This window comes from Luteimonas aestuarii (assembly GCF_004357985.1).
Taxonomy (GTDB): Bacteria; Pseudomonadota; Gammaproteobacteria; order Xanthomonadales; family Xanthomonadaceae; genus Luteimonas; species Luteimonas aestuarii.
The window spans coordinates 133,853-146,592 of record NZ_SMTF01000006.1 but is presented as its reverse complement, the minus strand read 5'-3'; the positions used below and the strand labels follow the sequence as shown (position 1 = coordinate 146,592).

Below are 12,740 nucleotides of genomic sequence, written 5' to 3'. Positions count from 1 at the left end.
GACGATAAGGTGCGGCGACGCGTGGCGGTCCCGATGGGCCGGCCACGCGGCCCACGGAGAACACGCGGACGGATCCGTTGCCTCGACGCATTTGGGAGGGTGCGGAGATGCTGCGAACAGGTGTGCTCATCTGGCTGGCGTGGTTGCTGTGCAGCGCTGCGCCTGCCGACGCACAGGCCATCGAAAGCTGTCCGCGGCTGCCGGACGGCAGCGGTTTGCGCTGGGAACAGCGTGACGTGCCTGGCATGGTGTTCTGCAAGGCGCTGTCGACCGCGGATGCGACCGAGATGTTCACCGTGACGCTGGGCGGATCATTGCCATTCCGCCCGGTCGGCAGCCAGCAAGTCGGTCGCGGCACGGTCGGCGGACAGCGCGTGCGCTGGTACCGCGGCAGCGACGGCTTCGATCCCACCGTCCAGGTCCGCGAAACCCTGCTGCGCCTGGGCCGTGGACGCGACGTGCACGTGGTGGTGCGGGCGCCATCGGAAGACGTGCTGGAAACACGCATGCAGCTGGTCGAAGGACTGGCATTCGATCCCTGAGCAGTTCGTCGTTGGGCCGAGCCCGGCGGACTGCTGCACGGGGAGAAAGTCGCCGGATCCCGGCCCCCTGCCATCGACCATCAGGGAGATTCCAGGTTTTTCCCCGAAGCCGTGGACGCCGAAGGCGCCGGCGGGACCACGCCGAGTCGCGGCCGGATATGCGCTTGGTCGGCGCGGTCCCGGCGGGCGCCTCCACGCTTCCGGCGCGCGGCACGGAAAGCCAAGGCAAAGACAGCGTCGCGTCGCTTTTTCCGAAGCGGCCGGGATCTGTCAGGCGCAGGTCCGATGCCACCGCAACCAGGCGGATATCGGGCCGCGACTTGCGGTGGCATCGAACCTGCGCCACCGCGTACCGGCACCTGCCCGCCAGACAGGGAAGAACAAGATCCTCGTGGTGCCACGGCATGTCCCGGTGAATCAAGGACGATTCGTGGGGTTGAACGCGCTATCGACGCGGCGGCGTCCAGCCTGCGGGCGGTTCCGGCGATACACCGGCCTCCTGCAACACGCGTCCGGCCAGCTCCAGTTCGGAGGTCACGCCGGTGCGCAGCAGGCGCACGAACTGTTCGGCACCGTCGCGCGGCTGCTGCTGCGCGATGCGGCCCCACTGCAGCATCTGCCAGTCCATCGTCCGGTGTTGCGCATCGATGGCCGCGCGCTCGGCGCTGTCGGATGCCATGCCGCGCAGCATCGACAGGCCCACCATGCGGTCGCGCACGCTGTCGGACTGCTGCGCCAGCAGGGTTGCGACATGCCGGCAGTCGGCCTGGCGCGTCGGGGCGGCGCGCAGCGCATTGCCGCGGCAGGCCTCGACCAGGGCGCCGTATGCCGGCGCCATCGACGCCGCCCAGATCCCCATGGCCGACATCGCCGCAGCTTCTTCGGGATGGAAGGTTTCGCCACCGGCCAGCGCGGTGCGCTCGGGTGGTGTCAGGGGATGCCGCTCGAATGCCGACGCCATCCAGCGCACCACGTCGTACAGGTGCGTCGTGGCCTGCGTGGCGCGACGGGCTTCGACCAGCAGCGCATCCGCGGCCATGCCGGTATGCAGCAGCGGCACCAGGTTGCCCGGCTCGGCCGCGTGCCAGCGCCTGGCGGCCGCGGTGCGTTCCGCCGAGCCCGGCGCGGGCGATGCCAGGAGCAGCAGCTGGTTCGCGAGCCGGTCGTCGCCCGCGCGCGCGGCAATCGATCGCAGACGCGCTTCCGCCTCGGTGTCGCGCGGGGCTGCACGCGATGGCGTGTCGCCCGACGGCATCGCGCCGCCTGCTGGAGAGGCCGGCTGGCGCAGGATCTCCGCGAAGGCCTGGTCGCGCACGTCACGCGATGCCGCCAGTGCGGTGGCGATGCGGGCGTGGTACGCCTGCGTGGTCGTGGCCTGTTGCTCCATCCACGCGGCTTCGTCGTCATCGGGCGCGTCGCTCCACTGCGCGTGCAGCGCAGGCGCGGCGAGCAGGAGGGCGGCGAGCAACAGGGTGCGGTTCATGGCGACGTCCATTGGATCTTCGTGCACAGCATAGCCGCCAAGCGCATGAGCCTTGCGTGACTCAATACCCCGCCGCGTGCCCGTCCTTGCGCGATTCGCTGGCGCCGATCCAGCCACCCTGCGGATTGACCATGATCGCCTGGTAGCCGCCATACGGACCGTCGGCGAATTGCACGCGATGGCCCTTGCGCATCAACGCGCGCACGCTCTCGATGGGGAAGCCGGATTCGAGCTCGACGCGGCCACCGTCGGTCATCGCCGTGGCTTGTCCGGTCGGTTCGGTGGAGCCGTCGTGGTGGATGCGCGGCGCGTCGCCGGCTTCCTGCAGGTTCATGCCGAAGTCGATCAGGTTCAGCAGGATCTGCACGTGGCCCTGCGGCTGCATCGCGCCACCCATCACCCCGTAGCTCAGCCACGGCTTGCCGTCCCTGGTCACGAACGCGGGGATGATGGTGTGGAAGGGGCGCTTGCCGGGCGCGAAACTGTTGGGATGGCCTTCCTGCAGCACGAACTGCTCGCCACGGTCCTGCAGGATGAAACCCAGCCCCGGCGGCGCCATGCCGCTGCCCATGCCGCGGTAATTGGACTGGATCAGCGAGACCATCATGCCGTCGGCGTCGGCGGTCGTGAGGTAGATGGTGTCGCCTTCGTCGAGCTGTGCCGGCGTGCCGGGCTGCACTTCGCGCAGCGCGCGCTCCATCGAGATCAACTGGCCGCGGTCGCGCGCGTATTCCTTCGAGATCAACTTCGCCACCGGCGCGGGATGGAACGCCGGATCGGCATACCAGCGCGCGCGGTCGGCAAAGGCCAGCTTCTTGGCTTCGACGAACAGATGGACGTGCTCGGGGCTGCCGAAACCATGGGACGCGAGGTCGTAGGGCTCCAGCAGGTTGAGGATCTGCAGCGCCGCGATGCCCTGCCCACTGGGCGGTAGTTCCCACAGGTCGTAGCCACGGTAGTTGGTCGAGACCGGATCGACCCAGTCGCCGGTGTGCGCAGCCATGTCCTCGTACGACAGGAAGCCGTCGTTGGCCGCGAAGTAATCGCCGATGGTGCGCGCGATGTCGCCCTTGTAGAACGCATCGCGGCCACCCTCGGCAATCGCCTGCAACGTGTCGGCAAGGTAGGGGTTGCGCCAGGTTTCGCCGGTGCGGGGTGCGCGGCCATCGATGGTGAACTGCTCGGTGAACCCCGGCCAGCGCGACAGCCGTGGCACCGAGCGATCCCAGTAGTACGCGATGACCTCGTGCACCGGATGGCCTTCGCGCGCGTAGCGGATGGTCGGCGCGAGGTTCTCGGCCATGCTGCGCCTGCCGAAGCGTTCGTGCAGCGCGAACCAGCCGTCGACCGTGCCGGGCACGGTGACCGGCAGGGGTCCGTGCGAGGGAATGTCCTTGAGCCCTCGCCGTTCGAACTCGGCCAGTGTCAGCGAACGCGGCGAGCGGCCCGAGCCGTTGTAGCCGTGCAGGCGCTGCGTCTTCGGGTCCCAGACGATGGCGAACAGGTCGCCGCCGATGCCGTTGCCGGTCGGCTCCATCAGGCCGAGTGCGGCGTTGGCGGCGATCGCGGCATCCACCGCGCTGCCGCCGGCGCGCATCACGTCGAGCGCGATCTGCGTCGCCAGCGGATGCGACGTGGCCGCCATCGCATGCGGGGCATACACCTCGCTGCGGGTAGCGAACGGCTTACCGGTGACGCGGTCGGCGGCCATCGCGGGCATTGCGGCCACCATCACGGCGGCAATCATGGCAAGGCAGGCGTTCATCGAGTGCTTCCCGGCAGGCAGGACCGGCACCATACCGCAGCCATCGATGCGGCAGGCTCACGGCCACGCCGGTGGATCCTGGCGCCACGCCGCGAGGACCTCGGCGAGGGTCGCGCGATCGGCGTCGGTCCAGTCTGGCAGCAGCGCCGGCAGTTGCGCCGGGTTCGACCAGCGGTCGGGATACGTGCGCACCGCCGCGGCGTACCAGCGCACCGCCTCGTCGCGCCGGTCGAGTTTCCAGAGCGCCAGCGCCAGTGTCGGCGGCGCCCAGGCGGGATACACCACGCCGCGGTTCGCACCCGCCTCGGTCCACTGCGCCAGCGCAGCCTCGGTGTCGCCCAGCCGGTACAGGTCCCATCCGTAGTTCCACCGCACCGCGTTGTGCTGCTGGCCGCGCGGCGTGGTCATCTCCAGCGCACGCGCATAGAGCGCATGGCCGTTCTCGACGCGACCGCTGGTCATGGAGAGGTGGGCGAGCTGCGCCACGGCACGATCGGCATTGCGGCCGCCGCGCTCCATCAGCCGGATCAGCTGGGCGACGGCGGCCTCGTCAGTCCCGGCCACGGCGGTAACGGGGCGCGCGACGGCCACGTCTTCATCGAAATAGAACTCGGCAGGCCGTGGCAGCGGCGATTGCGCCACCGCCAGCAGCGGTAGCAGGCCCAACACAAGCGCGCACGCGCGCAAGGCGAAAACAGTCATGACGGGATCCCCTGTGCATTGCCTCCCGCACCGATTGTAACCGCGCGATTCCGGGCGCACCGGCCGGATCAATCGTCCTGCGTCGCAAATCCGCGCAACAGCGCGTCGCCATCGCAGGGCCGCGCATAGAGGAAGCCTTGCGCGCGCTCGATCCCGCAGGCCCGCAATGCGTCGGCCTGGGCATGGGTTTCCACGCCTTCGGCGACGATCTCGATGCCGGTCTTCCGCGCCAGCCCGCTGACTGCCTGCACGATGGCCAGGTCGTAGGGATCGTGCGGCAGCCCCGCGACGAAGCTGCGGTCGAGCTTGAGCACGTCGATCGGCAGGCGCTTGAGGTAGGCCAGCGACGAGTAGCCGACGCCGAAATCGTCCAGCGCGATGCTCACCCCCAGCTCGCGCAGCCGCGCGAGCGTCTGCGCCGCGACGCCAAGGTCGGGCAGCAGGGCGGTCTCGGTCAGCTCCAGGCACAGGCGGCCCGGCTGCAGGCCGGTCTCGGTCAGCGCGCGGGCCACGTCGTCCACCAGGCCCGCCTGCTCGAACTGGCGCGCGGATAGGTTCACCCGCAGCTTCGGCGCGAAGCCGCCGTGCTGCGGCCAGCGGCGCGCCTCGCGACAAGCCTCGACCAGCACCCAGCGTCCGAAGGGCACGATCAAACCGCAGGCCTCGGCAATGTCGATGAACTCGCAGGCGGCGTGCATCACGCCGTCTTCGTCGACCCACCGCAACAAGGCCTCCGCCGCCAGCCAGCGGCCGTCGTCGATGCGCACCTCGGGCTGGTACTGCAGGCGGATGCGTCCGTCGGCGAACGCCTCCCGCAGGCCGCGTTCGATCTTCAGCCGCGCCAGCAGTCCACGATGGTGCTCGGCATCGAACACCTCGCAGCGGTTGTGGCGTCCATTGCGCGCGCGATGGCTGGCGGTCTCGGCATTGCGCAACAGGTTGTCCGCGGACGGCGCGGCGAGATCGCGCGAGAACGCGATGCCGGCCGACACCACGGTCTGGGTGCCCTGCGCCGCCAGGCCTTCCTCGATCAGCGCGATGCAGCGCTCGGCGAGGTTGAGCGCTTCGGTCTCGTGCAGGTGGCGGTGCGGCAGCACCGCGAAGGCGTCGCCGCGCACGCGCGCCAGCGTGGCGGTCTCGCCCAGTTCGCCGCGCAGACAGTCGGCCACGCGCACCAGCAGCGCGTTGTCGGCGTCGCCTTCGTGCGGCGAGGCATCGATGTGCAGGTGGATCGCGACCAGGCCGGTATCGTCGCCGTGCATCGGCCGCAGCGCCGAGTGCACCACTTCCAGCAGGTGGTCGCGGTTGGGCAGGTCGGTGTGCGGGTCGTGCAGCTCGAGGTAGCGCACGCGCCCTTCGAGGTTGCGGCGGCGGTCGATCTCGCAGGCCATCGCCACGTAGTCGCCGATGCTGCCGGCGAAGGCATGGTCCTCCGGGCTCCACACGCGCACCGGGCCGACGTGCTCGTGGCAGGCGACGCCGACCAGCTCCCCGGCGATGCGCACCGGCGCGTCGAGCATCGAGCCGATGCCATGGCGGCGCAGGTACTCGGACAGGCCGCCGTCGATGTCGAAGCGCGCGGCGCCGGCATAGTCCACCACCCGCACCTCGTCCAGCAATGCGCCATACCCGGGACCCACGTGCAGGGCGACGCCGGGCTTGGGGACGTGCTCGCCCGTGCTGCGCTGGTAGTGGTGCAGGCATTCGAGGGTGTGGGCGTCCTCGCCGATCCGCCACACGTTCACGCGTTCGACCTCCAGCGTGTCCGCCGCGGTCTCGCAGATCACCGCCAGCGCGGTTTGCAGGCTGCAGTCGTCCTGCCAGACCCGTCGCGCCAGCGACACCAGCGCATGGTTGTGCCGGCGCGCCCAGGCGCCGTGTTCCTGCCGTTCGCCCGCCTGCCTTGCCGACATGCCCTGGCTCTCCGGATGCGCCGCGCGTCTCCCACGCCGACAGCGAACGCCCTTTGTACGCCGGTCCCCGGGCCGGTGCAAACCGGGTCGTCGGGGGCCGCTGCTACAATTTCGCACCGATTCGAACGACGTTCGGCCGCCGCCACGGGGCCCGCCAGCGCCGCGCGCGCAAGCCGAAGACCCCGCCATGACCAGTACCGCCGAACTCTCCTCGCCCGCCTCCGCCAACACCGCGCTGACCCACGGCGTGAGCGATCCGGACTACACGCTCGACCACAAGTACACCCGCACCGAGGGCCGCATCTACCTGTCCGGCGTGCAGGCACTGGTGCGGCTGCCGCTGATGCAGCGGCTGCGCGACCAGGCGGCGGGATTGAACACCGGCGGCTTCATCTCCGGCTACCGCGGCTCGCCGCTGGGCGGCTTCGACCTGGAGCTGTGGCGCGCGCGCAAGCACCTGGAAGCCGCGGGCGTGAAGTTCCAGCCCGGCCTCAACGAAGACCTCGGCGCCACCATGGTCTGGGGCACGCAGCAGGCCAACCTGTTCCCGGGCGCCAGGGTCGATGGCGTGTATTCGATGTGGTACGGCAAGGGCCCGGGCGTGGACCGTTGCGGCGACGTGTTCAAGCACGGCAATGCCGCGGGCACCTCGAAGCACGGCGGCGTGCTGGCGCTGGCCGCCGACGACCACGCCTGCCGCAGCTCCACCCTGCCGCACGGCAGCGAGGGCGAGTTCACCAGCGCGCTGATGCCGATCCTCAATCCGGCCGGGGTGCAGGACATCCTCGACATGGGCCTGGTGGGCTGGGCGATGTCGCGCTTCACCGGGCGCTGGGTCGGCTTCAAGACCATCGCCGAGACGGTGGAATCCTCCGCGTCGGTGGACGTGAACCCGCTGGCACTGCAGATCGCGCTGCCGGAAGACTTCGAACTGCCGGCCGGCGGCCTCAACATCCGCTGGCCCGACCCGCCGATGGACCAGGAGATGCGCCTGCATCGCTATGCGGTGAAGGCGGCGCAGGCGTTCGCGCGCGCGAACCGCCTCGACCGCAGGGTGCTGGACGCGCCGGACGCGCGCTTCGGCATCGTCACCACCGGCAAGAGCTACCTCGACGTGCTGCAGGCGCTGGAGTACCTCGGCCTGGATGCCGGGCGCTGCCGCGAGCTGGGCATCCGCGTCTACAAGGTCGGCATGACCTGGCCGCTGGAGCCGATGGGCATCCGCGCGTTCGCGCGCGGGCTGCGCGACATCCTGGTGGTGGAGGAGAAGCACGCCTTCATCGAGAGCCAGATGAAGGAGCTGTTCTACAACTTCGACGGCGACCGTCCGTCCATCGTCGGCAAGTACGACGAGGAAGGACACTGGATCCTGCCCAGCACCGGCGAGCTCACGCCCGCCACCATCGCCGGCGTGATCGCGCGCCGCCTGCAGCAGTTCATCCCGGAAGGCAGCCGCGACACCGCGCACATCCGCGACGTGCTGCGCTGGATGGAGCAGAAGGAAGGCGAACTGGCGCTGCCCCGCGCGCAGTTCCCGCGCGTGCCGCACTACTGCTCGGGCTGCCCGCACAACACCTCGACCAAGGTGCCGGAAGGCTCGCGCGCGTTGGCCGGCATCGGCTGCCACTACATGGTCACGTGGATGGACCGCGACACCGACACCTTCACCCAGATGGGCGGGGAAGGCGTGACCTGGTGCGGGCAGGCGGCGTTCACCGACACCCCGCACGTGTTCCAGAACCTCGGCGACGGCACCTATTTCCACAGTGGTTCGCTGGCGATCCGCCAGTCGGTCGCGGCCGGCGTCAACATCACCTACAAGATCCTCTACAACGATGCCGTCGCGATGACCGGCGGCCAACCGGTCGATGGCACCCTCAGCGTGCCGCAGATCGCGCACCAGGTCCGCAGCGAAGGCGTGCAGACCATCGTGCTGCTGTCGGACGACATCGAAAAGTGGAGCGATGCCACGATCTTCCCGTCCGGCGTCGAGTTCCTCGACCGTCGCGAACTCGACGCGGCGCAGAAGCGACTGCGCGAGGTCAAGGGCGTGAGCGTGCTGATCTATGACCAGACCTGCGCCACCGAGAAACGCCGCCGCCGCAAGCGCGGCAAGATGGTCGATCCGCAAAAGCGCGTGTTCGTGAACACCCTGGTCTGCGAAGGCTGCGGCGACTGCGGCAAGAAGTCGTTCTGCGTGTCGGTGCTGCCCAAGGACACCGAGTTCGGGCGCAAGCGCGAGATCGACCAGAGCAATTGCAACAAGGATTATTCCTGCGTCGAAGGCTTCTGCCCCAGCTTCGTCACCGTGCACGGCGGCAAGCCGCGCAAGGGCAACAAGGTGGCCGCGGCCGATCGCCTCGCCAGCCTGCCGAAGCCGCGCTTCGAGAGCGACCTGTCGCAGCCCTGGAACATCCTGATCACCGGCGTCGGCGGCACCGGCGTGGTCACCATTGGCGCGCTGCTGGGCATGGCCGGGCACCTGGAAGGCCGCGGCTCGACCGTGCTCGACCAGACGGGTCTCGCGCAGAAGGGGGGCGCGGTCACCACCCACATCCGCATCGCGAAGACACCCGACGACATCCACGCGGTGCGCATCGCCGCCGGCGAGGCCGACCTGGTGCTCGGCTGCGACATGGTGGTGGTGAACGACTACTGGGCGCTGTCGAAGGTGCGCGCCGGCCGTTCGCAGGTGGTCATCAACACCTACGAGGCGATGCCCGGCACGTTCACCACGCGCCCGGACATGCAGTTCCCGGCGGCCGACATCGTGCAGGCGATCTCGCAGGCGCTCGGCGGCCAGCCGCCGCTGCAGATCGACGCAACGAAGCTTGCGACCGCACTGATGGGCGACGCCATCGCGTCCAACCTCTTCATGCTCGGCTACGCCTGGCAACGCGGGCTGGTGCCGCTGTCGTTCGACTCGCTGATGCGCGCCGTGGAGCTCAATGGCGCCGCGGTGGAGATGAACAAGACCGCATTCGCGTGGGGCCGGCTGGCGGCGATCGACCCGGAAGCGGTGTACGAGGCCGCCGGCATCGTGCGCAACATGCCGACCGCCGCCGAAAGTGCGCCACGCGAACTGCCGGTGCTGCCCCCGGGCGAATGGGAAAGCACCGAGTGGGGCGCCACCGCCGCGCCCAAGCCGCTGCGCGCCGAAGACGAGCTGCGCCACGTGCCCGCGCATGCCGGCACCGACGGCTTCGCGTTCCTGCCGCTGGACGACCTGCGCCTGTCGCGTTCGCTGGATGAAGTCGTGTCGCGCCGCTTCGATTTCCTCACCGAGTACCAGGGTGCGTCCTATGCCAAGCGCTACTCGGATTTCGTGACGAAGGTGCGCGAGGCCGAACGCAGCAAGGCCCCCGGCAGCACCGATCTGTCCGAAGCGGTGGCCCGCTACTTCTTCAAGCTGATGGCCTACAAGGACGAGTACGAGGTGGCGCGCCTGTACACCAGCGGCGAGTTCCAGCGTCGCGTGGAACAGCAGTTCGAAGGCGACTACAAGCTGCACTTCCACCTCGCGCCGCCACTGCTGGCGAAAAGGAACGACAAGGGCGAGCTGGTCAAGCGCGAGTTCGGCCCGTGGGTATTCACCGCCTTCAAGGTACTGGCGAAGCTGCGCGTGTTGCGCGGTACCGCGCTGGATGTGTTCGGCTACACCGCCGAGCGCAGGTCCGAGCGCAAGCTGATCGACGATTACCAGCGCACCATCGGCGGCCTGCTCGACGGCCTGGATGGCGGCAACGTCGGCCTCGCCGTCGAGATCGCGAGCATCCCGGAGCAGATCCGCGGCTATGGCCACGTCAAGGAAGCGCACCTGCACAAGGCCAAGGCACGCGAGACGGAACTGCTGAAGGAGTGGGACAACCCGCTGCGCATCGTGCAGGCAGCCTGATTCTGGCGGAACTTGGAGCGTGGAGCAGATGCATCCGACTTCGGCAGGGCTCTTTTCTTTGCCTGCCCACGCAAAGCAAACGGTGGAACTGGTGAGAAGCTAGAGCATTCCGCCCGTGAACGGGCGGGTTACCTTCTTTGCTTGCCCACTGCGAAGCGAACGGCGAAGCCGGTCAAGGAAAGTAACCAAAAGAAATGCCTTTCCCCGACGGAGCCAACGCTTCGGGCCAGGCTCGACGGGATTTTTCGACAGGACATCCCTGTCCTGGTCGAAAAACGGCAGACATCGATGATGGCGAAACGAAGATCAAGAGCGATTGTTGCTTCGCCAGAACGCCCCCGTACTCGCCAGACCCGTAGGGCGCCGCACAGGATGCGCGGCGTTCTCCGACCGAGCCATGGATGGCGAGTCGGAAAGCCCCCGCGCACGCTCCGCCCAATCGTCGGCTCCGTCGGGGGAGGCCCTTTTTCTTTGGTTCGTTTCTTTTGACTCGCGCCTGCGGCACCCACCCTTCGGGACGGGTTCGCCGTTCGCATGCACGTCTTGCATGCAGTGGGCAGCAAAAGGAAATGAACCCGCCCGTTCATGGCCGGAATGCTCTTCTTTGACCAGACCCGCAACGGCCGGAATGAAGGACCCCCATCGAAGGCGAGGGCCGTTGATCCTTCCGAGCCGTCAAGCCAGCCTCGCCTGCACGGCACGGTCACTTCGTGTCGCTTCTCGCCGGCAGGCGTCTACATCACTCCGCCTTGCGCCTGTACTCGATCACCGCCCCGCCCTGGCGCAGCGTGACCGTGTCGGGAATCTCCCCCTCCGGCGCGAATTCCAGGGTCGCCTCCACCACCTTGAGGAAGAACTTCGACGGCGACTCGGCGAAGATCTCGAAGGCCGGCTGCCCGCTGAGCTGTGCCTTCAGCGTGTCGCCATCGAGGAACACCGTCATCACCATCGACTGGTAGGCGTATTCGCCGACAAGGCGCTCCAGCACCTCGCGCGGCAACTGCACTTCAACGCGTCCGGACGGCAACGGTTCGTCGGTGCGCGGTACCACCTCGCCCTCGCCTTCGTCTTCCGGGAAGAAGCGCATCGCGGCCACCGCGCCGTCGGCATCGCGCTCGAACGCCATGCGCGAGAAGCCCTCCTCGAACAGGAACACGTCCTTTGCCACCGGGACCAGTACGAGCTGCTGCCCACCGGGGACGCGCTGCGAAGTGAGCCTGCCGTTGGCCACGCGCAGCACGCGCGTGGCCTCGGCGTCGATGCGATAGACCCCTTCATACTGCTTCAGCGTCGCTTCGTCGAGATCGATCGCAGTCTTGTCGGGATACGGCTTGCCGACCGCCTGCGCAGCCAGCAACTGCGCGATGCGACCGCTGCCGAGCATGCCCGGGCGGCCGGCATCGGCGTTGTAGAGCACCGCGACCGTGGTGTCGCTGCCCGGCAGGTACAGCAGGTAGGTGCTGAAGCCGAAGATGCCGCCGCCGTGCTGAAGCACCGGCTCGCCGCGCAAGGTCCCGGTCATGATGCCGTAGCCATAGTCGTTGTCCGCCGCCTTGCCCCCGGGCGTGACCATGGCGCGATAGCTGTCTTCCGACAACAGCTTGCCCTCGTGCAGCGCGCGGTTCCATTTCAGCAGGTCGTCGACGGTCGACACCAGCGCGCCGGCCGCGTGTGGCTGGGTCATGCTGAGGTAGCGCGCGGGTGCCCAGCGTTCGCCCTTGCGGGTGTAGCCGGGTACGTAGCCTTCCAGCACGCCATCCGCGCCATCCTGCCCGCCGCGCGTGTGGGTCATGCCCAGCGGCGCGAAGAAGGTCTCGCGCAGGTACGCATCCCACGTCTTTCCGCTGGCCGCCTCGATCACCGCACCCACCAGCACATAGGCGGAGTTGTTGTAGCGGTAGTCGGCGCCGGGCGCGAAGTCGGCTTCGGCGTCCTTGAAGCTGTCGATCAGTTCGGCGGTGGTCAGGTCCTTCATGATGCCGCCGCCGGCCATGATCTCCGGGATGGCGGTGTAGCTGCGGATGCCCGAGGTATGGTCGAGCAGCGTGCGCACGGGGATCGCATCGCCGTTGGGATAACCCGGCACGTACTTCGACAGCGGATCGTCCAGCGACACCTTGCCTTCATCGACCAGCTTCAACAGACCCGCAGCCGCGAACTGCTTGGTCACCGAGGCCAGCCGGAACACGTGGCCCGGCGACAGCGGCACGCCCAGCTCCAGGCTGGCGAGGCCACACGCGCCGCGGTACAGCACTTCGTCGCCACGCGCGACCAGCACCGCCATGCCCGGCGCATCGGCCTGGCAATTGGCCGCCAGCGCGCGCGCCGCGTCGCGTTCGACCTGCTGCTTCGACGGGGGCGCGGCGTGGAGCGCGGTGGCCAGCGCGAACAGCGGTACGGCTAGCAACAGGCATCTGGTGCGCATGGCATTCCCCTCGAT

The 12,740-nt window shown here is 68.8% G+C and carries 7 protein-coding genes; 2 read left to right on the top strand and 5 right to left on the bottom strand.

Features of this window, described 5'->3' with window-relative positions; genetic code table 11:
* Nucleotides 1-107 precede the first annotated feature (107 nt).
* A complete protein-coding gene (locus E2F46_RS09950; RefSeq protein WP_133321938.1) occupies nucleotides 108-542 on the top strand; it encodes a hypothetical protein in 435 nt (144 codons plus the stop codon).
* A 445-nt stretch (nucleotides 543-987) separates the two neighbouring features.
* Here E2F46_RS09950 and E2F46_RS09945 read toward each other — a convergent pair whose 3' ends face one another.
* The 4 genes from E2F46_RS09945 to E2F46_RS09930 form a co-directional block, all read right to left on the bottom strand.
* Nucleotides 988-2,025, bottom strand: coding sequence for a hypothetical protein (locus E2F46_RS09945; protein ID WP_133321937.1), 1,038 nt, complete (start codon nucleotides 2,023-2,025; stop codon nucleotides 988-990).
* Nucleotides 2,026-2,086: 61 nt separating this feature from the next.
* The gene (gene ggt / locus E2F46_RS09940; RefSeq protein ID WP_133321936.1) at nucleotides 2,087-3,790 is read right to left on the bottom strand and encodes a gamma-glutamyltransferase; all 1,704 of its coding nucleotides are present in this window, start codon (nucleotides 3,788-3,790) and stop codon (nucleotides 2,087-2,089) included.
* Between the two features lie 57 nt (nucleotides 3,791-3,847).
* A complete protein-coding gene (locus E2F46_RS09935) occupies nucleotides 3,848-4,492 on the bottom strand; it encodes a tetratricopeptide repeat protein (RefSeq protein ID WP_133321935.1) in 645 nt (214 codons plus the stop codon).
* A gap of 68 nt (nucleotides 4,493-4,560) precedes the next feature.
* Entirely contained in the window at nucleotides 4,561-6,405 is a 1,845-nt protein-coding gene (locus E2F46_RS09930; RefSeq protein ID WP_165967428.1) for a putative bifunctional diguanylate cyclase/phosphodiesterase, read from the bottom strand.
* Nucleotides 6,406-6,592: 187 nt separating this feature from the next.
* On the opposite strand from E2F46_RS09930, the gene E2F46_RS09925 reads away from it, so the two are divergent.
* Nucleotides 6,593-10,300 carry an indolepyruvate ferredoxin oxidoreductase family protein gene (locus E2F46_RS09925; protein ID WP_133321933.1) on the top strand — a complete coding sequence of 1,236 codons (3,708 nt, stop codon included), beginning with the start codon at nucleotides 6,593-6,595 and terminating at the stop codon, nucleotides 10,298-10,300.
* A 739-nt stretch (nucleotides 10,301-11,039) separates the two neighbouring features.
* On the opposite strand, the gene E2F46_RS09920 is transcribed toward E2F46_RS09925, so the two are convergent.
* Complete coding sequence (locus E2F46_RS09920; RefSeq protein ID WP_165967427.1) at nucleotides 11,040-12,725, bottom strand: serine hydrolase; 1,686 nt, start codon at nucleotides 12,723-12,725, stop codon at nucleotides 11,040-11,042.
* Nucleotides 12,726-12,740: the final 15 nt, after the last annotated feature.

Bases quoted from the DNA above. Each gene is read 5' to 3' on its own strand.
- E2F46_RS09930 (WP_165967428.1), bottom strand. From the start codon at position 6,405: ATGTCGGCAAGGCAGGCGGGCGAACGGCAGGAACACGGCGCCTGGGCG.
- E2F46_RS09920 (WP_165967427.1), bottom strand. From the start codon at position 12,725: ATGCGCACCAGATGCCTGTTGCTAGCCGTACCGCTGTTCGCGCTGGCC.
- E2F46_RS09945 (WP_133321937.1), bottom strand. From the start codon at position 2,025: ATGAACCGCACCCTGTTGCTCGCCGCCCTCCTGCTCGCCGCGCCTGCG.
- E2F46_RS09925 (WP_133321933.1), top strand. From the start codon at position 6,593: ATGACCAGTACCGCCGAACTCTCCTCGCCCGCCTCCGCCAACACCGCG.
- ggt (WP_133321936.1), bottom strand. From the start codon at position 3,790: ATGAACGCCTGCCTTGCCATGATTGCCGCCGTGATGGTGGCCGCAATG.
- E2F46_RS09950 (WP_133321938.1), top strand. From the start codon at position 108: ATGCTGCGAACAGGTGTGCTCATCTGGCTGGCGTGGTTGCTGTGCAGC.
- E2F46_RS09935 (WP_133321935.1), bottom strand. From the start codon at position 4,492: ATGACTGTTTTCGCCTTGCGCGCGTGCGCGCTTGTGTTGGGCCTGCTA.